We start from the raw sequence: 24,164 nt of genomic DNA, 5'->3' as shown, positions 1-24,164 counted from the left end.
TCCCCGGGCGTGGCAGATGCTTGGGTTAGCGTTCGGTCGCGGTCACGGGGTCGACTTCTGTTCCTTCCGCGAGGTCGTCGCCGGGGCGCACGACGAGTTTCTCTCCGCCAGTCAATCCTTCGGTGATTTCAACGATGGTGCCGTAGTCGCGGCCCACTTTCACCGTGCGGTACCCGATCCGGCCGTTCGATTCGACGACGGCTACTTTCGTACCTTCAGCACGAGTGACGACGGCGGCCCCGGGTACGCGGATCACCTTCGCCGGCGCATCTAACTGAAACTTCACTTGTAGGTACATGCCCGGCAGCAGGGCGTGGTCCTTGTTCGGAACATCGACTTCTACCCGTAGAGTGCGAGTTTGCACGTTCACGGAGTTCGTCGACCGGGCCACAGCTCCCTTGTATTCCCGGCCTGGTTCCTCGCGCCGCGATACGGGCGCCGGCTGGCCGGGGTGAACGGACGTGGCGAACGTTTGGGGCACGTCCACTTGCACGCGCAGTGTCTCGGTTTGAGAGATGTGGAACATTTCGGGTCCGGAAGAACTGTCGGCGACGACGAGCGCTCCGGGGTCGTAGTTCCGGGCCGTGATGACTCCACTGAACGGGGCAACGACCTTCTGGAACTGCTGGAGGTCTTCCAGCCGCTTCACGTTCGCTTCGCCCGCTCGGATGTTGGCCTCGGACAGCCGAATCGTGGCTTCCGCCACCTTCAGAGCCGCGTCCGCTTCGTCCATCTCCTGGCGCGAACCGACGCCCGTCTCGAACGTTTGCCGAACGCGGACCAGGTTTAAGCGAGCGAGTTCGGCGCTGGCCCGGTTTCGGTCCCGCGTCGCGGTCGCTTCGGCGACGGCCGCTCGCGCCTGAAGCAACTGTGCGTTGACTTCCGGCGTCTCGATTTCGGCGAGTAACTGTCCCTCTCTCACCGTATCGCCTTTGTCCACCAGCCACCGGCGGAGGTACCCGCTTGTTCGGGCGTAAACCGCCGTCTCGCGGAACGGCGACGCGGTTCCGGGAAGTACTTGCTCGACCCGCGCCGGAGCACGCTCGGCGGTCACCGTGAGTACACGCGGCCGGTCCGCACGAGCCGCTTCCGCGGTTTCGGTGCGGTCGGTCTGTTGCTTGTTTCGCGCCCGCACACCGGCAACCCCGAGCGCGCCCAGTGTGGCGAGAGCGAGTACGGCCAGGAAAGCCAGTCGGAAGAAGGACGGTCGCGCCGGTGCGGCCTCTGGTCCTTCATGGTGCGCGGAATGCGCTGAGGGTGTCACACTCATGACTGGCTCCTTTCGGGGCTGGCATCAGGGCTCGCCGCGTCGCTCGACCGGCGGCGAAGCAGGCTGTACATGACGGGCACGAAAAACAGTGTGTACATTGTTGCGATGCTCAACCCGCCGATTACGGCCCGGCCGAGCGGAGCGTTTTGTTCGCCGCCCTCGCCGTGGCCCAGGGACATTGGCAGCATCCCGACGATCATCGCCATCGCGGTCATGAGCACGGGTCGTAGACGAGTGGAACCGGCGGCGAGGGCGGCACTGCGACCGTCCAGACCCGCGGCACGCTGCTCGTTGGCGAACGTCACCATCAGGATGCTGTTCGCGGTCGCCACGCCGACGGTCATGATCCCGCCCATCAGTGCCGGGACGCTGACCGTGGTTCCCGTGCTGAACAGCGCCCAGAGGATGCCGCCAGCCGCACCCGGAAGGGCGGTGAGGATGATGAACGGGTCGATCCACGATTGGAAGTTGACGACCATGAGCAGGTACACCAACAGCACCGCGAACAGAAGCCCGAAGCCGAGGCCCGCGAACGATTCGTCCATGCTCTCGATCTGCCCGCGGATCGCGATCGTGCTCCCCTTCGGCAGCGTTCCGCGTGTCTCCTCGACCAGCGAGCGGATCTCACTCGCCGCGCCACCGAGGTCGCGGTCCTGAACGGTCGCGCACACTTCGTAAACAGTCTGCACGTTGTAGTGGCTAATCAGACCGGCCGATTCCGAGCGCCGCAGCGAAGCCAGGTTGGTTAACAGTTGCGGTTGGCCGATCCCACCGGAGGTCGTGACCGGCGTACTGAGGAGGGCATCGACGGAGTCGATCTTCCCCTGCGGAGTTTGAACCGCGACGCGATAGTTCACGCCGTTCTTGGGGCTCACCCAGAAGTTCGGAGTGCCCTGGAACGACGAACTCAGCGACACGAGCAGCGACCGCGCGGCTTCTTGCTGTGTCACGTTCAGCCCGCTCGCCATTACCCGGTCTACGTCGATACGCAGTTCCGGTGCGTCGGGAATTTGCCGCATGCGGACATCCACCACACCAGGAATGCGCGCGAGCCGCTCCCGGAGTCGCTTGGCGACCGCGAGATTCTCTTCGCGCCGAACGCCCACCACCTGGACGTTGATCGGCGCCGACTTACCGAACGTGAGCACCTGCCCGGTCACGTCGGCCGGCAGGAAGTCGAACGTGCAGCCCGGGAACCGCTTTGGCAGCTCGTGGCGCAACCGACGGATGTGTTCCGCCGTGGGCTTGTGGTCGTGCTTGAGCGAAACCAGGATCTCGCCGTCGTAGACGCTGACGAGTTCGTTGTTGATGTACGCCGTGTTCGTGTAGAACGGCGACACGCCCATGTTGTCGATGATCGAGTCGCGTTCCTCGTCCGGCACTTCTTTGCGAATCACATCTTCGATCTGCCCGAATATGCGTTCCGTTTCCTCAATGCGCGTCCCGACCGGCGCCCGAACGTGGAGCCGGATCTGGCCCGCGTCGACCGTCGGGAAGAAGTCCCGCCCGATGAACGGGATGAGCGCGAACGACCCGGCCGCGAACGCTAGCATGACCACGACCGTGATCCCGCGGTTGGCGAGGGTCCAGTCCAACAGCCCGCGGTACGCCTGACGCACCCACTCGAACGTGTGCTCGAACCGGGCGTGCAGCCGCCCGAAGAATCCGCCCGATTCGTGGTGCCCACTCGCGTACTGGTCGGCCTCGCTGCCCAGCAGGAACAGCATCAGCGTCGGTACGAGCGTCCGCGATAGGAAATAGCTCGCGAGCATGGCGAAGATCACGGCCAGCGCGAGCGGGATGAACAGGTACGCGGCCGGACCCGTGAGGAACACGACCGGGACGAACACGATGCAGATCGACAGCGTCGAGACGAGGGCCGGTACCGCGATTTGGGCCGCACCGTCGAGAATGGCCTCGCGCAGCGGCTTCCGCATCCCGAGGTTGCGGTGAACGTTTTCGATTTCGACCGTCGCGTCGTCGACCAGGATACCGACCGCCAGAGCCAGCCCGCCGAGTGTCATCACGTTGAGCGTCTCGCCGAACGCCCACAGCGTGACGATCGAGCACAGAACCGACAGCGGAATCGAGATGATGATGATGAGCGTCGAGCGCCACGACCCGAGGAAGACCAGGATCAGGATCGCGGTCAACCCCGCTGCGATCGCACCTTCTTTCAACACCCCGTCCACCGATTCGCGGACGAACACCGACTGGTCGAAGAGAATTTCCAGTTTCAGTTCCGGTGGCAGTTGCGCCTGAATACCCGGCAGTGCCGCGCGCACGCGGGTCACGACATCCAGTGTAGATGCCCCCTCGCTCTTGAGGATCGGCAGCAGCACCGCCCGCTTCCCGTCGCGCCGGACCACGTTCGTTTGGACCGCGTACCCGTCCCGTACTTGAGCCACGTCGCGCAGGTAGACCGGTGCGCCGTTCACCGTCTTCACCGGAATTTGGTTGAACGCATCCACGACTTCCGGGCTGCTGTTCACCTTGATGTTGAAGTCGGTGTCACCGATCTTCGCGGTTCCAGCCGGGAGAATGAGGTTCTGGGCGTTCACCGCCGCACTGACGTCGGCCGCGGACAGTCCGCGTGCGTAGAGTTGGTCCGGCTGGAGGTCCACCATGATCTGGCGCGGCTTGCCACCGTAGGGCTGCGGCACCCGCGCGCCTTGCACGGTACCGAGGCGCTGAATGATGAAGTTGGCCGCGAAGTCGTACAGTTCGGCTTCCGTCAGCGTGTCGCTCGAAACCGCGATCTGGGCAACCGGTACGCTCGTCGCGCTATACCGGACGATGTACGGCGGCGTCGTGCCGGGCGGCATGTTGCTCAGAACGGTCTGACAGGTCGCGGTGACTTGTGCGGTGGCGGCTTCGATCTTGGCATTCGGCTGGAAGTAAATGCGGATCACTCCGGTGCCGGTGTACGCCTGACTCTCCATGTGCTCGATGTCGTTCACCGACGCGGTGAGCACCCGCTCGGTCACGAGCAGAATGCGCTTCTCCACGTCGTCCGGCGGCATCCCGGGGTAGAGGTAGACGACCGTCACGACCGGGATGTCGATGTCCGGGAAGTTGTCCACGGGCATCTTGCGGATGGCCACCACCCCGACCACGAGAATGAGAAGGGACGTGACGATGAATGTGTACGGCCGATCAAGGGCGAGCCTTACGATCCACATCTCCCGGCCCCTCAATCACGGGTCACTCGCAACGAAGCAACAAACGCGAATGAACCCGTTCGGTTAAGGGATACCAGCCCGGCTCAGTGGGCTGTCAGAAATTATCGATAATTGATAATTCGTGATTCGGCTTGCTGGCGGAAAGGCTGCGTGGCACGAATAATACCTCAACGACCTACTCTCCGAGGTTCGCGCGATGGCCGTGAAAAAGGCGAGCGTTCGGGACCAGGTTCGCCGAACCTTGACGGAGCGCATTCTGGCCGGTCACTACCAGCCGGGCGAGCGGCTCATTGAGCTTCAAATTGCGCGGGAATTGGGCACGAGTCAGGGGTCGGTCCGCGAAGCGCTGCGCGAATTAGAAGCGACCCATCTGGTAGAAACCACGCCCCATCGTGGCACACGGGTCCGGATTGTGGGTGTACCGGAGATTCGCGAAGCATATGCCGCACGCGGATTATTAGAACAGGCGGCCGCGACAACGGCTGCTGCGGCGTTCGTGAACGGCGTTGATGAGCTGCGTGCCGAGGTCGCGTGCATTCTCCGAGCGGCGGACGCGAAGGACTACCCGGACCAAGCCGCCCACGTTTATACGCTCCACCGAATGATCGTCGCGGCCTCCGGGAACGCAACGCTTCTTCGGCTGTGGGAATCACTTGCGTTCGAGACGTGGGTACGCATCCGGCTCGGATGGGGCGAGATTAATCGTAAAGTGGCCGAAACGTCTTACGCTCGGATTCTCGCGGCTCTGGAACGCGGTGACGGCGTTGCGGCCGGTCAACTCCTCCGGGAGCACGCAGAAGCCTTTGCACCTCCGGCAGAACCAACTCCCGTGAGCGGCGCATAGGGAAGGTCGAATCACGGCCGCTGAATCCGGCATCCTCCTCCATCCGACAGAATTGCCACCACCTCGTTGGGATCGGGTCGCGCAATCAGTGAGACCACAACGGTGGGTATTGAGAGGGTGACTGTGGCTGACACGATTAATTGATTTCCCGCAACACGTAGCCAGTGCACTTCGTTCGGGTCTGCGGCAGCGACGATTGTGTTTGGTGCGACCAAACAAGCTGCTCTGTAAAAGGTTGACGGGGCGGTGAAGGCGCTACGATTTTGACCTTTTTTCGTATCGTGCGCGTCGAATTCGGCCCAGCAAACTTGACCGGTCGAAGCCGCCATTGCGATCTCCAGAACCGACGGTGTCGGCGCGAGCCAATCGACGTGGCTGCCGACAGCGGGTGCGTTCCATAAGCACAGCGTGGGGTCCGTACTGGAGCGGTGCCAGATGCGCTGTCCCTCCCAACACCAGATTCCTCCGTCCCCGGTTTCTACGAGCAGATGCACCGTTCCGTCGTCGCCAATAAACGGGTTCATCAGGTCGGACTGGAGGTACGGGCCGACGAATGCAAGGTGCTCTTCGGGAGTCGAAACCACGACGCGGTGTTCGCCAGCATGAAACGTCGCGGCTGCTTGCAGGTAAACAGAGAAGCCGGCGCTTTCGTTGGTTGCGAGCGTGTACTGAGTTGTGGGTCGGAACGTACCTCCGCGGTCCGCGGCGAAACAACGGAGCCGCCACGTCCCGTCGGTGCTGGTGGTGATGGCATAAATCACGTCACCCCGCGCGGATGCCGATAGCGCTGTAACTCGCTCACTCTTTGTTGCGATCGATTGGACGATTCCATCTGTCACGCGCCAGCAGACGATCTCACCTGTTCCAGCGACGACAGCGTCAAATGTTCCGCGAACGGCAACTACGGCTGTGACAGGACCGGTGACGAGGCGCCGGTCCGGTTCCCGAGGTGGAGCCGGCTTGGGTGGTTCGGAGGGCGCTGAGCGACTGTGCGCGGCGAACGCCGCGTCTCGATGAACGGGCGCCGACCAGACACGATCGGCCCGGAACAACTCGCCGACCAGCCCACTGGCTCCGCCGATGAGGGCGTGTGTGCGTAAGTGTGCTGCGAACATTAATCGTACCCGGTCCGTGAGATCCGCGCGAGCGTCCTCGGGAAGAAACTCGGTGCTCGAACTCAGGGCGTAATTGAAGAACCGCCCCCCGTCACGCGGTCGGTCGGCGAGCGCGCTTTCGGCCTCGTTCAAGAAGTGATCGAAAGCAGATCGGTCGTTCGTGGCAGCGTACCCATCGAGTAGCCGCGTTGCACACGTAATGGATTCCGCGCTGCCGGAGTGCTGCCACCCGAGTCGATAAAGGTCCGCCGCCACGTCTCGGTGGTACGCCTTAGACAGCGCGAGGTCGCCGGCGGCCAGGAACTTCCGATCGTTGCGTAACCGGTTCGCGGCGCGGAGGTAGAACGCCACCGCGCGGTCCTCGTCACCGAGGCGCCGGAGTAAATCGCCGGCTTCCTCGTAGAGCGCTAATTTCTCAAAGAGTCGCAGCGCCTCGTCGTGAATCCCGGCGCGCTCGAACGCACTCGCCGCGGCGCGCGGGTCGTTCAGTCGGTCGCGAAACAGCACCGCGGCGTCGCGGAACAGCCCCCCGGCGACGAGCGCGTTCGCCGCGCCGCGCAGGTCGCGGAGCAGCACCCCGTACAGGTACGCGGCGCGGCGGTGGTCGCCGCGTGCGCTCGCTTCGGCGGCGAGCCTGCGGTACTCGCGTGCCAATTCCAACCACACGTCCCCGCCGCCCAACCACGCCGTTCCGCCGCCCCTGCCGGTCCCCACCAAGTCGCGGAGTGAGTACCGCGGGTCGCGGCGCGCGAGTTTTGCGTTCGTACCGACGCTGGCCGGTTGGTCGGGATCGGCTACCGCGATCGGAGCGTGCTGAAGTCCCTTCTCGATGTCGCCTGATTGCAACTGCCGCAGCACCTCGCGGAGCGCGGCTTCTTGCTCGCCGAACAGTTTCTCACTCAACCGCGGAACACGTTCGAGTGCCTTGCGCGCGAGATCACCACCGATCCGGGCCAACTTATTTGAACCAAACTGTTTGCCGAGCCACGCGAGGAACCCACCGGCCACAAGCCCGGCGCCCGCAGCAGCCCGGCCCAACATCGACCCACCCTTACGCGGCCGCGCTTCTTCGGGAACGCCCGCGTCGGCATTTTCGTCTTCTCCCGTTCCGGAATGGGGGCGCGTGCCATCAGGTGCGCCCGCGCCGAGGATCTCGATCACTGCTGTGACCGGCGGTACCGGGCGCTCGATCACCATCAGCGTGTTGGGGCGCTCGGGGCGTTCGGGATACGGACGCCAATCCGCTCGTCGCCGCGCACTGGGCTTGAGCCAACTCGTGACCGGTAGCGGGCGCGTGACATCGAACGCGAGGACGGTTCCGCCCGCCAGAATCACCAGCCCGCGGTCCCGCGTTAAACCGGACGCTTCGTCCGGGAGCAGTGCCGGGAGCAGGTTTGCGTCGGTCGGCACGAACAGATCACCGGCCAGTCGGCGCAACCGGATCGTACCGGGTAGCGCGCGCGTCTCCGAAATGCTCGGTAGGAGCAGGAAGCCGTTCTGGAGCGCGAACACTGTGGGGAGTTCACCAAACAGCGCGCAGGCTGTGGCTAACGTGCCCGCGTCGTTCGCGAACAGCAGAAACGCATCAGCCGCGCTGACCGGAGCGTCGCGCCGGACCAACCGGAACGGTATCTCCACTGGTGCCTCCCGCTTCGGAAATCGCCCGACCAATTTTTTCGGCCGCGTCCGGAGTAGTCGGGCCGCCGATCAATCGCGCATCGCCCCAAAACACCCCACCCGGAACCCACACGGCCACGCGCTCGCGCCGGACCACGAACGCCGCGACCAGTGCCCCCTCGCGCCGGAACAGCAGAACCTGTCCGAGTCGGTCAACGACTGCGATCCACCCGCCTATGAACACGGATTCGCGGATCGGGAACCGAACGGGGTCGTAGTTTGCCGGGGAGTAATAAGCCGGCGTTTTGAGCGGTTTTGCTTGCTCGGACATTTCCCAGCGGGATCCATAGTGCAGCGCGCCGGATTCGATCCGGAACTGGTGCTGGTACCCGCCGATTATGATCGTTAGCTCGAACGGGGCCGCGTTGAGTTTGACCTGCAATCCGTTGTGCAGCGCGGCATGAGTTCCGGTCACGAACGGTCGCGCGGGCGCGGCCGTGTCCGCGATGGTGACCGTGTGCGCCCCGTCGCAACGAGCGAGAAGCATCCCGTTGGTGGACAAAGCGAAGGCGTTGCGGAGCGGGTGTTGGAGTTCGCCGAGAACCGCGCCGTCTGGTCCGCGGAGCAGAAGTAAATTTCGTTCACCGGCGTTCGCATACGACAGTGCCAGCACGTCTCCGGCGAGATGCGCGCGGTGAAACTCGGCGCCACTTAAAAACATCTTACCGTCGCGAAGCGGTGCCAGTGTTTGCCAGGGTGTCGGTGGTTGTTGGATCGTCAGTGCGCCCCGATTTACGTGGAGTATGAACGGCACGTCCCGGGTGCCGTCCGGGGGGAAACTGGTCAGGATCGGCAGATCGTAAGGCGGGGCGCCCTTCGTTGCGCGGTTCCAAGCGTGGCACGCGCGGCTGACGATCGCGGAAGCGTGGGCACCGGGGACGGGAAATCGGCCGTGTGTACCGAGGTCCAAGGCGCGGCCAGTTTCTGCGCCTGTACGGACGACAATGCAGTGTAGCTCCGGGTACGCGGACCAGCGCGCACCGCTCGAAACCGGACCAAGTACGTGCAGAGTGACGTGCCGAGTCGCCCAGTCGTAGTGGGCCGCGATCAACTGTTCCGGCAGGGGATCGTCGGACGCGCCGGAGGCCATCACCGGGGAATCGCTCGTATGCAGCGTTACGGCGTGGGGTGCCGGGGCCGAAACGGTCGGTGCGTTCAGCACCGCCATCCGACCGCACACGACCACCCCACCGGTCACGCCGAGGACCGCGTCCACGTGCCTCAGCACAATGCCGCTTCGGTACGGGCGCGGGAGCACTTCCGGCGGTGTACCGTCAAACGCGAAGCCGTGAAGCACCCCGTCGCGCCCGGCGGCGACGAGCCAACTGCAGTGCGTGGCGAACCCAAAGTGCTGCGGTTCGCTGACCACGCCCGGCCGAAACGGGAAGGGCACCGGTTCGACGTCGCCGCTCCAGCCGACGGCCGAGGGCGTCGGACCGAGTTTTGGGCGTGGGGCATCTGAGTCGGGGCGCGCGGCTTCGGCCGCGACGAGGTCGACTCGGAACGAACGCAGTGCCCGCGCGCCGTATGGCACCCACTGTGAGAGCTCGGCTCGCCCGGTTTCGTCGACGGTGACCGCGAACAATCGATCGTTGGCGGCGTGTTTCGCCGCGGCCGAGGTGATGTTCGGCTCGCGCCAGTTCCGCAGGTGTGTCAACACGATGATGTCGCGCGGTTCTCCTTCGCCCGTTTGCAGCAGTCGTTCGAGGGTGTCGCTGGGGTTCGGGGTCAGGTCGCTCGCTTCCAATCGGTCCGCGACCACGGCCGGGTTCGGGTGCAGGAGGTCGACCGCGCCGGACGTGGTGAAGAGTCGCGCGGGACCGGACCGTTTCGCGTCCACACGGAGCAAAGCGAGCGCGGCGGCGGCGAGCGCGAGGCGGACGCTCCCCCACGTTCGCACGCCCTGATCGAGCAGGATGATGCGTTCCGGGCGCACCGCTTCGTGCGGTTCCTCGCGCTTGAAGTACAGCAGCTCGCTCGCAGCGAACCGGCGCACGAACTCGTCCGGGTCGAGCGCGAATTGCCCCGGGAGCAGGCGCTCCGGGTCGCCGCGGGTCGTGACGTCGCAGTACCCGCCGAGCGGCAGGGCGTTGGGCGGCCGGCCGCGCGGCGGGAGCGTGAGGGCGGCATCGAGCGCCGACACCAGCGACGCCGCGCCGACGAGTCGCGCGCGCTTGCGGGCGAGCAACAGGAGCTGCGTTACACGTCCCGGTAGCGTTTCGGCGCGCTCGGCGAGTTGTTGCCCCGCCGTGTCGGGTGGGCATCCGTGTGAGAGCCAGTGAATCAGCGCCGCCCGGTCGAAACGGGCGAGCTGGTCCGCGAGGTGTTGCTCGAATTCGGCGCGCGTGAGCGGCGGTTCTTCGGCCGATTCCGCGCGCGCGTGCGGTCCGTAGAGCCGGAGCGAGCGGAGAGCGACCGTGATGTCCTCTGTTGTGATCCTGCCCGGAACGGGAGGAAGGGCGCGGCACAATCGGGCGATCAGCAGCCCGACGTTTCGCCCCCGGGTCGCGACCCCGCGTGTGGCAGCGTAGGCCTGGTGGAGCGACTCGAACCTGGTACCGCCGTTCGATTTCATCAGCAAAAGCACGTTCAATACAAACGCGAACGCTGGCACTGTGACGGGTGTGAGTGCGCCGTCGAGAACCGTGCGGACCTCGTCGGCGACGGCGAGCGTATTTCCGTCGCGTCGTTCGATAGCGTCGCGGCGCGACGACCACCACAACCCGCCCAGATCGGCACCGTATTGGGGCGGGATGGCGAGGTACTGTTCGGCCCGATCGAGCGTGTTCATCGTTCGGACACCCCCAACCGTATCCCCGCGCGCGTGAGCGGCTCGAATGCGCCGCGAGGGATCACGTCTGCCCCAGTTTCGTCCAGAAACAGGAACTCTTTGGGGGTCGTTCCGGTTGCCGCGAGGAGCGCGGGCGTCGGTAGGTTCGGTTCGGGCCGAAACCCGACGGGTACGAAGACGTCGCGTCCCCAGAATCGCTTGGCGCGGGGAATTGTCGGGAGTTGCTCCCCGATCAGTGCTACGCGATCCCCGGTTCGTGCCCCGCGCACGCGAGCGAGTTCCGCAGTGGTTGCGGTATCAGTCCATTCTGCAAGTTCCGCAATTGTGCAAATAAGGGCCGTAGCGGATTGTGGGTTACCGCCACGAATCACGGTGAGAATAACAGGCGCGGGGAGCGGCGCGTTCGGCGGGATCGGCTCGAACCGTGCGGGCATCAGCACTTCAGCGATCGACTTGCCTTCTGCGGCGGGCGGTGCGTCGTCGGTGGGGACGAGGTGCCCGAAGCGGACCCACGCCCCCGCGTGCTGACTGTAAAACACCACGCCGGGAACCGGGAGGAGGCAGCGCACGACTTCGCTACGGCCTGCGGGCCAGCGCACCCACGCAACGCCGTCGGCCAGGAGCACGCGGACGTCCGTGAAGTGGCGGACCGCGGCGAGCGCGGCGAGGTGCTCTTGGGGCAACCGGGCGGCCGAGACACCGGCCCACGGGTCGTGTGTGGGCGCGGTCATCCGAGCCTCTTCAGGAGAGCGCCCGCTTGGGTCAGAAGGTGGCTCCGGCCGGTCGCATCGGTCACCCACGAGCTTCGGTCTGCCACGGCTTGGACGCGCTCGCGCAGGCGCGCGATTTCCACGAGCTTTGGTCCGATCGCAAGTTCGCGCTCGGCCTCGGCCAGTTCCGCGGCGAGAGCCTCGACATCGACCGCTTCGGGTTGGGCCGCACGCGGGTGAGGAGTGTCTGATTTACCGGCGTGATCGAGGATACCGGCCACCAGCGATCCGAGTGGTCCAATTTGTTCCACACGGTCCCACACGTACCGAAGCACCCACAGATCCGATACGTTAGCCGTCGCGCGACCGCACATTACCGCCGATGCTGCGACCAACTTCAGTACCTTCACCGCCCGCCGGTCGGAAAGCGTGACACCGAGGTCGCGCACCTTCTCGACTGCGTCGGCGTAGGGTTCCAGTATTGGTTCGAGAACCACGTCTTTGACGAGCCGGCCCATTGCGTGTAGGTCGTCCGCAGTCAGAGCGTCGCTCCTGTCAGTAGTGGGCTTCCCGTTCCGCTCGATCGCCCATCCCGCGGCGAGCAACGCGGGCAGTTGTGTGCGGGGGAGGGCGTCGACCTTACACCGGAGCAGGAACCGGTCGAACAGTGCTTGAAGGGCATCGTCTTCCGGTAGGTGATTGGACGCCGCGAACGCACTCAACAGCGGTAACCGGTGCGTTTCCGCGCCGCGCCGGTACACGCGCTCGTTGAGCACCGTGAGCAGGTTGTTCAGGATCGCACTGTTCGCGTTGAAGAGTTCGTCGAGGAACGCGAACTCGGCTTCCGGGAGCATCCCGGTAGTGACGGTGGCGACCACGCCTTCTCGCAACCGGGCCAGATCAACGGGGCCGAACAGTTCCGTGGGTTCGGAGAACCGTGTGAGCAGGTACTCGAAGTAGCGGCAGTGAACAGCTCCGGCAAACTCGCGAACAAGGAGCGACTTTGCGGTCCCCGGTGGGCCGAACAGAAACAGGTGTTCGCCCGCAACGACTGCCAGAGCGATGAGGTCGATCACCTCGTCGCGCCCCACGAATCGTGCTTTGAGTCGATCGGTTGCCGAGTGGCGGAGGCGGTCGGCGGGCGCATCAGGCACGGGGGGCACCTTTTGGAAGTTCAACAGGGAGTTGTGTTCCGCGTTCGGCAAATATCCGCTCGGCCCACGCCCGCGCGGGACCGTCCGGTGGTATCCAGCCGGGCCGGGCCGTGACGACGAGACGTTCAGCATAAAGCAACTGGAGGCCCGCGTGCCCACCGAAATCGAGTGGGGCGGTCGCCGCGCCGTCGAGGTCGGCCAGTACACCCGAAAGGGGCCACGCTCGGAGCAGGCGGTCCAGTTCGGTGACGAGCGGGCTCTCGGGATCGCGCACCCGCGCGCGACGGTAGACGGCCGGCATGAACCGGAGCGTGACATCGGCCGAAAGGTTCGCGGCTGGTGCCTCTGTGGGTGGAAGTATGAGTGCCACTGGCTCGTTCTCTTCTGCACCAACTAGCAGCCAGCACGCACGTGCAAGGGCCGTGGCCGCGCGAAGTGCCGTGTCCGGATCGAACGCGACCGGCGGTCCTGCAACATCGAGCGCGTGGAGATTGAACGCGGAACGCAACCGACCCTCGACCGCGGTGCGTTCGGCCGGCGCGAGATGTAGGGGCGCGTCCTGAACGGATTCGCCGGAGTCGAGTACGCGATCGAGCCAATCATGAAACGGGCGCATGGGCAACCTGGTTTGGTCCCGCCATCATACCACAGCGGTACGACACCTGGGGCGGGAAGCGAGTTCGAGTTCAATTGGTTCTCGACTAGCTGATGCGATCGTGAGAAGATACGTCGTCACTTCGGAGCGAACATGATGCAACGAATTGCGATTTCTGCTGTATTGATCCTCGCAGCGACGCTTCAAGCTGCGCCACCCGACGCGGCAAAAGAGCCGGCACTGCGCGAGGAACTGCTCTCGCGGGTGAAGACTGATCAGGAAGCCCGCATGAAGCTGATTAATGCGGGGAACCCGCCCCCGAAAGAGATATTGGAAGCGCTCAAGAAAGTGGACGACACGAACCGCGCGTGGTTCAAGGGTGTGGTCGAGAAGCACGGCTGGCCGGGCAAAACACTGGTTGGTGTGGACGGATCGCACGCCGCGTGGCTGTTGGTTCAGCACTCTGATGCAGATCTGCCGTTCCAGAAGAAGTGCCTGGAACTGCTCGGCGCCGCGGTGAAGGTGGATGAGGCTACGGGGACGGACTTGGCGTACCTCACCGATCGCGTGCTGTCGGCCGAGGGTAAGAAACAGCGATATGGCACACAGCTCGAACAGAAGAATGGCAAACTCGTTCCCAGACCCGTGGAAGACCCCGATACATTGGACGCGCGCCGCAAGGAACTCGGGCTGATGTCGATGGCCGATTACGTGGTGACCGCGGAGAAGATGTACAAACTCCGGCCCGCGATCCCGGTCCGCAAACCGGACGTCGAGGCGGTGGTGTCGAAGGTCGTTCCCGCCAAAGAGTCGGACAAGGACGTGCTCGCTACCGTGTTCGTGAAGGACCGCGAGGAGGGCGTTCCGATCACCAAAGTAACGGCGATCCACAAGCAAATGGGGAAACTCGTCCCGTCGGCCGAACTGAGTGACATCAAGGAGGGGGTAAAGGTCAGTCTGTGGATCACGGACGGAAAAGCGGAGGCCGTGCTGATATTCCCGTAGTCGCAAGAGTGTGTCGCGTGTTGAGGGGAGATCCGCGTTTTAAACTTCAAACTTTAAACGCCGTGCTTGGCACCGGGGGTTCTGGTCGGGTAGGATATTTCTGCTCGCACCAATCCCCTTTTGCGGCACTCGTATGGCAGACACCACGTTTGACTCGATCAATCTTCAGGACTGCCTGACCCGGTGGCGCTCGGGGGATCGTGAAGCAGCGGACGAGCTGCTTCGCGCAACGGGTAAGCGGCTGGAGAAGCTCGCCCGGCGGATGACGCGATCGTTCCCGAACGTCCGTGCGCAGGCGGATACGGGCGACGTGCTGCAAAACAGTACCATCCGGCTCTTGCGCTCGCTCCGAACGATGCACCCGGAAACGACTCGGGATTTCTTCAACCTCGCTGCGGTCCACATTCGGCGCGAGTTAATCGATCTGGCTCGCCGGTGCCGCGGGAAAGCGTGGTTGCCGTTCGATGTGCCCGGTGATTCCCACCCGCCCGTTGAACCGGCCGCGGACGCCCCTCCGGACTTCGACCTGTGGGTGCGGTTCCACGAAGCCGTGGACGAACTGCCGGTTGAGGAACGCGAGGTCGTGGGGCTGGTGTTCTACCACGGTTGGACGCAAATTCGGATCGCGCAACTATTCCAGGTCGACGAGCGCACCATTCGCCGGCGCTGGTCGCGTGCCTGCGAGCGGATTCGTGAAATCATCGGCGACGATCGCGTTTGAATCATCCCGTAGCGGCCGGTTCTGCCAAAACACGCAGATCGCCCGCGCGCTTCGTGAGCCCGACCCGGTCCAGATACTCGCACACCGGCACGGCGAACTTCCGCGTCGTGCCGAGCAGGTCGCGGATCTCTGCGACGGTCGCGCCCGGGCCAGTTTGCAAGCGTTGGGTGACGCGCCGTCGCATTTCGGCTTCGGCTTCTGCCGACAGGTAGATCTCGTCCGTTACACGCACCAAAAATCCTTCCGCACACGCGACCTCGAAAATGTCCTTGAGCGCGGTCGCGTTCCCACCCGCTTGGTTCGCAAACTCCTTGGGTTCGGGTGGGGCGAAGCCCGCGTTGGCGTGTGCTTCAACAATCTTATCTTTCAATTTGCGCTGGTTCGCACTGAGCTTGGGTTTGAAATCGGCCCGAGCGATTCGGCGCGTGTCCCCCACAATCTTCTTCGCGCGGATGAGCCGGTCGGCGATCGCTTGAAGGAGCTGCTCGTCGCCGACGAAGTCGAGCCGGGCGAGCACTTTTTGTCGGTCGTGCGTCGTCATCAGCGGGTTTTCGGCGTGCATCGCGCCGAGTGTGTCGAGCACGCGCGATTCTAACTGCGTGACGCGCTCGGTGTGGATCAGAAGCCGACGTTTCGACGCGAACGCGAGTTCCGTGAGTTTCCCGTTTGTGGTGAGTTGCGAAACAAGTCCTTCGATTTGATTGGGTTCAACGCCGGCCGATCGCACCAGATCATTTGGCTCAAACCCTTGCGTACCCGCGAACCACGCAACCGCGAGTGCCCGTGTTTCGGGCTTGTCGAACCACAATTTTTCAATCTGTTCGATGGCTTCGATGTGTCTCCGACGCACTTTTACCGCGGTGGGCTGAACAACTTGCCCGCCGCCCAGGGTGTGCTCCGCGGACGAGTCGCGTAGCACGAACGGCTGCCCCCAAACTGTTGTGACCGGCTCCGCGAGGAACAGTTGCGCGAGTCCCCATTGCCCCGGATCAATTGTGTCGCAGTCGAGAAGCGACACGGTTCCCATGACTTCTGAAGTTCCAACGTGTAAGCGCACCGGGAGGCGGTGCTTGATGCCGTGTCGACCTTCGGCTGACGCGAACAGTCGGACGGTGACCACCTTGCTCGGAAGGAGATAACCGGGCCGAGCGAGTTCCTGTCCGCGGCGCACCTGTTCGTGCGGCACTCCGGCGAGATTCACGGCGGCACGCTGCCCGCGATGCACTTCTGCCGCGGGCTGACCGTGGTTGTTCAGCCCCCGCACGCGGACGAGTTCCGTCGTTCCGTCCCCGCGGTGCCATTCGAGTTCGTCTCCGACTGCGATCGAGCCGGATACGACCGAACCGGTCACGACCGTACCGTGTCCCTGGACCACAAACGAGCGATCAATTGGGAGCCGGAACCAGGAGGAACCGCCTCTCTGTGCGTTCGCTGAGGGGGGCGAAGAACCTACCCCCCCATCCCCCCTCGCCTCTTGTGAGGGGGAACCCCCTCCGGGTTCCCCCTGCAACCCCCTCCTGTCAGGGAAGGGGGAGAAAGAATTGTCGGCCGACATAGCCTCAAGCACAGCGGGATCGCGCACCTGCTCCCCCTTCCCTTCAGGGAGGGGGGATGGGGGGGGAGGTTCTGGCTGTAACCCCTCCCCAACCCCTCCCCTAAACGGAGAGGGGCTTAAAACCACCGATGGTTCTGTTCCCCCTTCCTTCTTAGGGAAGGGGGTTAGGGGGTTAGGTTGCCTTTCTCCCTTCCCTTCAGGGAGGGGGGCCGGGGTGTTAGGTTCTTCGCCTCCCACACGCAGACACATCTCGCGCAGCGCGTCTTTCAGCTCTGTGATCCCCAAGCCCGTGTGCGCGGAGGTGGGGATGATCGGTGCGTCTTCAAGGAACGATCCGCGCACGAGTTCGCGGAGTTCGAGTCCGACCACATCGCGCGTCGTTTCATCGACCAAATCGGCCTTCGTGAGCGCGATCAGCCCGTTGCGGATGCCCAGGAGTTTGAGGATTTCGAGGTGCTCGCGCGTTTGAGGCATGACCGAATCGTCCGCCGCCACAACTAAGAGCGCGAGATCGATGCCGGTCGCACCCGCAAGCATGTTCTTCACGAACCGTTCGTGGCCGGGCACGTCCACGATACCGAGCCGCACGTCGCCGAGGTCGAGGTTCGCGAACCCGATGTCGATGGTGATTCCGCGTGCCTTTTCTTCCGGGAGTCGATCGCAGTCGATCCCGGTGAGCACCTTAACGAGTGACGTTTTTCCGTGATCGATGTGCCCGGCGGTGCCGAGTATGAGGTCGCGTGGCATATGAAGTGGCTCGCGTCGCAGGGCGTCCAACGAAGCATTCTATTCCGAGCTACGCGGGGCAGTGGGCGCGAAGTCAAATCCGTAGTGCAACGGGATTTGAAAGTGAAGTTAGTAGATATTTTTCTTGTATGCGCTAAAATTTTCTGTTAGCATTCATTTGTTCAGATTTGACGCAGGTGCGGGGGTAGGCACTTTGAGCCGTTCGGTCGTGAGTGAGACGCGAAACGGAGGTTAACATCGGGTGCGAGTTGATGAGTTTGTAACTCGTTACTGAGATGGGGTTTGCGAGGAAGATGTGGCGGCTGGCGAGCCGGGAAATGTTAGCAATTGTTAGCTTTGGACAACCCGCCTGGGAGGTCGGGCGTCATTCGTTTGACAGCGCGTTCGGGTTGTGGGCCGGGTTCTTCGTTCGGTATGGATACGGGTGGTGTCACCGCGGCGGTCGCAGCGATAGAACATCCTCATTCCGCTGCACTGACTCGACCCGACTTGGTACGCCCGCGTACCGGGGTCACGCCACCCGATCCTCTCGAACTGAGAACGACACATGCTTGGCTCGACTCTCAATCCGAAGCAGTTTCTCTCCCGCGTAGCCGAAGAACTGGGCCGCATCGATCCGGCCGAAATTCAGAAGCTCTCCGATCTGGTTCACGAGCGGTACGTTGCGGGGCGGTTCGTGTTCGTGATCGGGAACGGCGGCAGCGGGTCGAACGCTTCGCACTTCTGTGAAGACATGGGGAAGGGCACGCTCGCGCGCAAGTTCTTCGATGACGACACGAAGAAGCGGCTGAAGGTGCTGAGCCTCACCGACAACACGCCGTACATTCTGGCTTGGGGCAACGACGAGGGCTTCGATCGCGTGTTCTCGGAGCAGTTGAAGAACCTCGCCAGCCCCGGGGATTTGCTGATCGCGATCAGCGGGAGCGGGAACAGCCCGAACATCCTGCGCGCGGTCGAGTGGGCCAATGCTCACGGGCTGACTACGTATGGCTGCACTGGCTTTTCGGGCGGGAAGCTCCGCGGGCTGGCCCACTTCGGGCTGCACGTGCCGCTCGACGACATGGGCATCGTCGAATCGATCCACCTGACCGCGTTCCACTGGGTCGTGGACGATACCTATCGCCGGATCAGCATGTAAGCGAAGAAGTCCTGAGTGTTGCAGCCAAGAATTCTCCGGCACTCATAGACGTGTGGCCCGTTGCATTACGCGGACCGAGTCTTGGGCGAAGCGGCGCTGGGTTTTTCGCGTGAGCGGGTAACCTAGTCGGGCCAGCGGGTGGTTCGGACGTGAGAACGCCAGGATGTCGTACCAGACGGCGTTTCTGGCGCGGTCCCACTCGACCATGAACCGCTCTTCGCCCAATTCCGCGTGCCCTGGAAGGGTGCCGTAAGCAAATCCAAAACGCGCTACGGCGTCTGTTTCATTCACGACGTAAACGATCCGGCACGCATTGAGCCACCAGAACCCCATCACACGTGCAACGACCGCCACGCACGAGCCGGTTTGGATTACTGTGTCGGACGGTCCCGCTTCGACCCAACCGAGGCGAAAGTGCTCCCACTGCGTGAGAGCGGCTTTCGCTGCGAGAAACACACGTTCGCCCTCACCGAGCTTGGCTCGCGTGTGGTCCACGACGAAGCCGGCTGGGGGTGTGGTCGCGGTGGTGCCAACGGCCGCGTAGGAGAACTCAAGTTGTGCTTGCGCGGCGAGAAATCTCTGAATGACGTTGGGCGAGGGCTTGCGAAGTAGAGGCATGGCGGTTCTCGTTCCGGGACCGAATCCACGTAAATCGAACCGCGGATCGGCCCGGTTCGCAACGGCTGCTTACGCCGGGAGCGGTACTTTCAACTCCGTGGCAGCCTTCGCAATGAGTTCCCATGTACCGTCGGGAACCGGGATGCCGGTCGCGAGGCGCTTTTCCTTCGTGAGCCGTTCCGGGTCGCCGGGGAGTGTGATTGCGCTGATTCCCGCGGTGGTTGGGCACGAACGGACGTATGCCGTCAACCCATCGGTTTCCTTCAGGAAGTGATCGGTGCCGCCAAAGAGCGCGGGGTTAAACAATACGAATACGGCCGCGTTCCCCTGACCCGCGAGCGGGAACGCGGGATTGCTACACGCTCCGCCCGACAGCCCGCCGCACAGAAGATCGAGCAGCAGACCTAAACCGAAGCCCTTGTAGGCTTGCGTGCCGCCGAACGGGATCAGGCTGCCGCGCGGTTCGTTGTAGAGCACGCTAGGGTCGTTCGTGGGGGCGCCGGTGTGGTCGATGAGCCAGCCGTCCGGCGCGGGTTCCTTCTTCTGGAACTGGGCGCGAACTTTCCCCTCCGCCGCGGCGCTAGTTCCGAAATCGATGACTACTGGCACACCCGATGTGGGTGTGCCCATGCAGATCGGATTGGTACTGATGCGCCCCTCGGTGCCACCGGGCGGCGCGACGCGGCGCCCCGAACCGTGCGAGTTCACGGCCGCGAACAGGGCCATGTTCTCCTTCGCTGCGAACTCTGCGTATTCCCCCAGGCGCCCGATGTGACCGCAGTTTCGTAGGGTGCCGGCCGCGATACCGAGCGTCTTCGCTTTGGGAAGCAGTTTGTCGAGCAAGTGGTAGGCTTGAACCTGCCCCAATCCCCAGCCCGCGTCGGCCGCAACGACGGCCGGAGTTTCGGAGATCACTGTGAGTGGCGCACCGGCCTTGTACGTCCCTTTCCGCAAGAAGTCGATGTACTGCGGAACCCGCATGACGCCGTGAGAATCGTGCCCGCACAGGTTCGCGTCCACCAGGCTGCGTGCGACCACACCAGCATCAGAATCCGGAACGCCCGCTGCTTCAAACATTGACTGAGTGAGCGCGACGAGTGTGGAAGAGGAGAACGTCGGCATCAGAAGGCTCGTGAAAATGGGAGTGAGGGGCGAGTACAATCACCTCGCGAATCGTCATTATCGCAGGGGAGTAGCATCATGGCCTTTGAAGTGCGCACAACGCAGGGCAGGGCGGGTGATCGTAGCGGTGAGGTGTATGAACTCACGAACGACGCCGGCACGGTTCGGGCTGAAGTGTGGCCGCAGTGGGGGTTCAATTGTCTCAAGTGGCAGGTGCGTCAGGAAGATAATCGCTGGGCCGACATCCTGTTTCACATGCCGGATTGGGAGAGCAACCCGGTTCCGACGCGGAGCGGGCACCCGATCCTGTTCCCGTTCCCGGGTCGGTTGCGCGACGGGCGCTTTACATTTGAAGGCGAGACGTACCAGCTCCCGCTCAACGAGTCCTCGAAGCTCCACGCGATTCACGGGTTCACCCCGCGCAACAAGTGGCGCGTGACGGACTGGAACGGTGATTCGGACTTCGCGTTCGTTACGGGCGAATTCAACCTCGCGAAAGACCTGCCCGAATCTCTACCGCTCTGGCCGTCGGACTTTCGGTTCAGCGTGACGTACCGGCTCTATGCGAACAAGTTGCGCGTGGACGCGCGGGTTGAGAACGTGGGGTCGGGACCACTCCCCTTCGGATTGGGCTACCACGGTTACTTCCGGCTACCCGGAATGAACAGCCCCGATGTCGCCGACTGTGTATTACAGGCGAACGTCACCGAAGTTTGGGAAGTGAACGAGAACAACCTTCCGACGGGTTGGCGTAAGGAACTACCAGCCGAACTCGATTTCCAGCAACCGCGCGCGGTTGGGGGTACGGCCCTCGATAATGTCTTCACGAGCGTGTCCGCCAACGAAGACCGTAACAGTGGGTTTATCGAGCTCGCGCGCCTCTCGCACCCGAACGCGGTGGGGAGTTTGCGGGTGCGAGCGGACGCTTCCTTCCGCGAACTGGTGCTATTTACGCCCGCTCACCGTCACGCGCTCGCGATCGAGCCGTACACGTGTTCCGCCGACGCCTCGAACTTGCAGGCCCGCGGAATCGACAGCGGATGGCGCATTCTGCCGCCGGGGGGCGAGTGGGAGGGCGCGGTCGAATACGTGTGGGAGCCGAACGAGATTTGACCCCCATTTCACCTCTGGCAGTAACCGTTTGCCGCCCGCCGGAACGCATCCTAACTTTGCGTACTTCGTTGTACGCTCGGTGGAGTACGCGGGATGGCGGGGACCACGGCGCTCGGCAAATATCGATTGCTCCAATCGCTCGGTAGCGGGAGCAACGCCGAAGTGTTCCTGGCGCAGTCGATCCAGTACCCCGTCTTTCGCGTCGTGGTGAAGCGCATCCACGACCACGTCGTCACGCACCCGAAGTTCCGCCAGCTCTTCGAGGCGGAAGTTCAGTCGATGGCGAACTTCAACCACCCCTACGCGGTCCAACTCCTCGAAGCCGCAGTCGATGACCCCATCGGCCCGTGCCTCGTGATGGAATACGTGCCCGGGATCACGCTCGAAGACCTGCTCACCAAGCACCGTCGGTTATCGCCGGAACGGGTGGGTCGGTTGTTGGGGTGCTTCTGCCACGCGCTCCAGGCGGCTCACGACGCGGGGATCATCCACCGCGATCTGAAGCCCTCGAACCTGATGGTGATGAACGCGGACACGGAGCGGGAAACGCTCAAGGTTATGGACTTCGGGTTCGCCGGGTTCGCCGCGAAGCCGCACATTCAGCTCGCCGAACTCACCGGTCACGGCCCGATCTACGCCATTGGTACGCCTGGGTACGTCAGCCCGGAGATGATCCGCGGGGACCGCGTCGATACCCGCAGCGATCTCTACTCCGTTGGCGTAATTCTCTTCGAGATGCTCACCGGCCGACTGCCCTTTAACTACGACTACCAGGACAAGCTCCTCGCGGCCCACATCAAGGAATCGCCGCCCAAGTTCATCAAGATCGGGTGCAGCGATATTCCGCCGATGGTCGAAGCGGTGGTGCAACTCGCGCTGTGCAAGTACCCGAACGAGCGCCAGCAGTCCGCACACGAACTCGCGAACATGTTTGGTCAGGCTCTCAGTGACAATTATTGGGAAACCACGATGCCCGAGGGCTGGGAGCCGATGGCCGTGGAGGAACCAGAGGAGGGGGAGGTGGCCTCTCCCACCCCCGTGTTGCGGGTCCCGGCCAGTCCGTACCACGTGACACACGAGTTTGAGGCGTTTATGCCGGAGCGCCTCGCGGCGGCCAAACTCCGCGGGTTCGTTGAAGACTTCGGCGGTCAGGTGCTCACGAGCGAACCGGGGGTGATCCGGATGCGCCTCGGCGTTCCAGACGGCTACAGGGAAGCGAAAGAGGGCAGCGGCCTCCTCGGGTGGTTCTCGGCGCGCCGGCCATCAGTGCCGCGCGGACAGGAGCCGATCGAACTCGAACTCCAGATGGACAAGCCCGATCCCGGTCAACCGCGGCTGTACGTGGTCGCGGCGTTCAGTCCCCTGAAAGACTACCCGCCGAAAGACCAGCACCACTGGCACGAACGCTGCGACAAACTTCACCTCGCGCTGCGGCAATATTTGGGGGCGTAGTCTCGGAAAAAGATGAAAGACAGAATGGCCACAAAAGGGCACAAAAAGCACAAAAACAAACCGAAGAGATACACCGAGTTCGGCTGAACTCATTCCTTTGGTTTCGTTTGTGCTTCTTGTGCCCTTTTGTGGCCATTCTGCCTTTGCTTTGCATTGCGTATGATAATCCAGATGAATCCCGAAATTGCTCCGATTCCCGTAGTCACGCTGAAGATCGAGCGCCGATCGTCGCACCCCTGGATCTTCCAGAAGATGGTCGAGAAGCCCGCCACGCGCATCGCGCCGGGAAGCGTCGTCGACATCCAGGACAAGAACGGTTTGTGGGTCGCGCGCGGCTTCTACAACGGCCACTCGCGCATCACCCTCCGTGTTCTCACCACGAAACAAGACGAAGCCGTGGACGCGGACTACTTCGCGCGGAAGCTCGCCGCGGCGGTCGCGTTCCGGCGCGAGGCGCTCAAACTCGATGACGTGACGAACGCCTATCGACTCGTCCACTCCGAGGCCGACGGGCTCAGCGGGCTGATCGTGGACCGCTTCGGCGACACGCTCGTGCTGGAGTTCTTCGCGGCCGGCATGTACAAGCAGCGCAGCGTGATTATGGACGTCCTGCGCACGCACTACCCCGCGGCGCGGTTCTACTACTTCGCCGAAGAGCACGTCGGCAAACAGGAATCGTTCGATTGTCGCGCGCCCGAACCGCCGGCACCAGACGTGATTACCGAGCATGGGCTGAAGTTCCGTGTGGCTCCTGGGAGCAAGCACAAGACCGGATTTTTCGTTGACCAGCGCGACAATCGCAAGACGCTCTCCGAGTTCTGTCGCGGGAAGCGCGTGCTGGACATCTGCTGCAACACGGGTGGGTTCGGCGTGTACGCGAAGGCGCTGGGTGGTGCGTCAGAAGTCGTCGGGCTGGACCTCGACGAACAAGCGCTCGACATGGCGAAACAGAACGCCAAACTGAACGGCGCCCAGATCCGTTATGTGCAAGCCGACCTGTTCGCGTGGCTGCGGGACATCATCCCGAACGGCGAGAAGTTCGATACGGTTGTACTCGACCCTGCGAAACTCACACGCGACCGCGAGGACGTCGAGCAGGCGCTGAAAAAATATTGCGACATGAACCGGCTCGCGATGCACGTGGTGAAGCCCGGCGGTGTGCTGCTCACGTGTTCCTGCACGGGTTTGGTCAGCGAACCGGACTTTCTCGAATCGATTCGCCGGGCCGCGTGGCAAGCCGGGCGCACGATTCAGGTGTTCAAAATCAGCGGCGCGGCTTCGGATCACCCGTTCCTGTTACACGTGCCCGAAGGTCGCTACCTGAAAGCGGTGTTCTGTCGCGTTGAGTAAACGCT

General features: G+C 63.4%; 17 protein-coding genes. 7 read left to right on the top strand and 10 right to left on the bottom strand.

What is annotated here, in order from left to right:
- Positions 1–25: 25 nt before the first annotated feature.
- Positions 26–1,270 (bottom strand): efflux RND transporter periplasmic adaptor subunit, encoded by a 1,245-nt coding sequence (locus VT84_RS18800; RefSeq protein WP_082840590.1) that lies wholly within the window; start codon positions 1,268–1,270, stop codon positions 26–28.
- Complete coding sequence (locus VT84_RS18795; protein ID WP_082840589.1) at positions 1,267–4,452, bottom strand: efflux RND transporter permease subunit; 3,186 nt, start codon at positions 4,450–4,452, stop codon at positions 1,267–1,269. Before VT84_RS18795 ends, VT84_RS18800 begins: the two co-directional genes overlap by 4 nt.
- A gap of 196 nt (positions 4,453–4,648) precedes the next feature.
- Between VT84_RS18795 and VT84_RS18790 the strand changes: the two genes are divergently transcribed.
- A complete protein-coding gene (locus VT84_RS18790; RefSeq protein ID WP_082840588.1) occupies positions 4,649–5,296 on the top strand; it encodes a GntR family transcriptional regulator in 648 nt (215 codons plus the stop codon).
- 11 nt (positions 5,297–5,307) lie between these two features.
- Here VT84_RS18790 and VT84_RS18785 read toward each other — a convergent pair whose 3' ends face one another.
- Genes VT84_RS18785 through VT84_RS40945 form a run of 5 tightly spaced genes read right to left on the bottom strand, consistent with a single transcriptional unit; the run spans position 5,308 to position 13,359 of the window.
- Positions 5,308–8,049, bottom strand: a complete 2,742-nt coding sequence (locus tag VT84_RS18785) for a hypothetical protein (protein WP_082840587.1) — start codon at positions 8,047–8,049, stop codon at positions 5,308–5,310.
- The gene (locus tag VT84_RS18780; RefSeq protein ID WP_082840586.1) at positions 7,997–10,879 is read right to left on the bottom strand and encodes a hypothetical protein; all 2,883 of its coding nucleotides are present in this window, start codon (positions 10,877–10,879) and stop codon (positions 7,997–7,999) included. Before VT84_RS18780 ends, VT84_RS18785 begins: the two co-directional genes overlap by 53 nt.
- Complete coding sequence (locus VT84_RS18775) at positions 10,876–11,610, bottom strand: hypothetical protein (protein ID WP_082840585.1); 735 nt, start codon at positions 11,608–11,610, stop codon at positions 10,876–10,878. The genes VT84_RS18780 and VT84_RS18775 overlap by 4 nt, the downstream gene beginning before the upstream one ends.
- Entirely contained in the window at positions 11,607–12,743 is a 1,137-nt protein-coding gene (locus tag VT84_RS18770; protein WP_052555617.1) for an AAA family ATPase, read from the bottom strand. The genes VT84_RS18775 and VT84_RS18770 overlap by 4 nt, the downstream gene beginning before the upstream one ends.
- On the bottom strand, positions 12,736–13,359 hold the full coding sequence (locus VT84_RS40945) for a hypothetical protein (protein WP_239465406.1): 624 nt from the start codon (positions 13,357–13,359) through the stop codon (positions 12,736–12,738). The genes VT84_RS18770 and VT84_RS40945 overlap by 8 nt, the downstream gene beginning before the upstream one ends.
- 132 nt (positions 13,360–13,491) lie before the next feature.
- Between VT84_RS40945 and VT84_RS18760 the strand changes: the two genes are divergently transcribed.
- Together VT84_RS18760 and VT84_RS18755 are read left to right on the top strand one after the other, a co-directional pair.
- Positions 13,492–14,343 (top strand): DUF6624 domain-containing protein, encoded by an 852-nt coding sequence (locus tag VT84_RS18760; RefSeq protein WP_157469622.1) that lies wholly within the window; start codon positions 13,492–13,494, stop codon positions 14,341–14,343.
- Between the two features lie 133 nt (positions 14,344–14,476).
- Positions 14,477–15,064 carry an RNA polymerase sigma factor gene (locus tag VT84_RS18755; RefSeq protein ID WP_052554434.1) on the top strand — a complete coding sequence of 196 codons (588 nt, stop codon included), beginning with the start codon at positions 14,477–14,479 and terminating at the stop codon, positions 15,062–15,064.
- A 1-nt stretch (position 15,065) separates the two neighbouring features.
- On the opposite strand, the gene VT84_RS18750 is transcribed toward VT84_RS18755, so the two are convergent.
- On the bottom strand, positions 15,066–17,366 hold the full coding sequence (locus VT84_RS18750) for a SelB C-terminal domain-containing protein (protein ID WP_082840583.1): 2,301 nt from the start codon (positions 17,364–17,366) through the stop codon (positions 15,066–15,068).
- A gap of 547 nt (positions 17,367–17,913) precedes the next feature.
- On the opposite strand from VT84_RS18750, the gene VT84_RS18745 reads away from it, so the two are divergent.
- The gene (locus VT84_RS18745; protein WP_052554429.1) at positions 17,914–18,504 is read left to right on the top strand and encodes an SIS domain-containing protein; all 591 of its coding nucleotides are present in this window, start codon (positions 17,914–17,916) and stop codon (positions 18,502–18,504) included.
- 42 nt (positions 18,505–18,546) lie between these two features.
- Here VT84_RS18745 and VT84_RS18740 read toward each other — a convergent pair whose 3' ends face one another.
- On the bottom strand, positions 18,547–19,122 hold the full coding sequence (locus VT84_RS18740; RefSeq protein WP_052554427.1) for a DUF1990 family protein: 576 nt from the start codon (positions 19,120–19,122) through the stop codon (positions 18,547–18,549).
- 69 nt (positions 19,123–19,191) lie between these two features.
- Positions 19,192–20,244, bottom strand: coding sequence for an Ldh family oxidoreductase (locus VT84_RS18735; RefSeq protein ID WP_082840582.1), 1,053 nt, complete (start codon positions 20,242–20,244; stop codon positions 19,192–19,194).
- A 78-nt stretch (positions 20,245–20,322) separates the two neighbouring features.
- On the opposite strand from VT84_RS18735, the gene VT84_RS18730 reads away from it, so the two are divergent.
- The 3 genes from VT84_RS18730 (at position 20,323) to VT84_RS18720 (ending at position 24,159) form a co-directional block, all read left to right on the top strand.
- Positions 20,323–21,357, top strand: coding sequence for an aldose 1-epimerase (locus VT84_RS18730; RefSeq protein ID WP_082840581.1), 1,035 nt, complete (start codon positions 20,323–20,325; stop codon positions 21,355–21,357).
- A 93-nt stretch (positions 21,358–21,450) separates the two neighbouring features.
- Complete coding sequence (locus tag VT84_RS18725; protein ID WP_082840580.1) at positions 21,451–22,809, top strand: serine/threonine protein kinase; 1,359 nt, start codon at positions 21,451–21,453, stop codon at positions 22,807–22,809.
- A gap of 171 nt (positions 22,810–22,980) precedes the next feature.
- Positions 22,981–24,159 (top strand): class I SAM-dependent rRNA methyltransferase, encoded by a 1,179-nt coding sequence (locus tag VT84_RS18720; RefSeq protein WP_052554421.1) that lies wholly within the window; start codon positions 22,981–22,983, stop codon positions 24,157–24,159.
- Positions 24,160–24,164: the final 5 nt, after the last annotated feature.

The organism is Gemmata sp. SH-PL17 (genome assembly GCF_001610855.1).
GTDB classification, from domain to species: Bacteria; Planctomycetota; Planctomycetia; order Gemmatales; family Gemmataceae; genus Gemmata; species Gemmata massiliana.
This window is presented reverse-complemented; position numbering and strand designations above follow the sequence as displayed.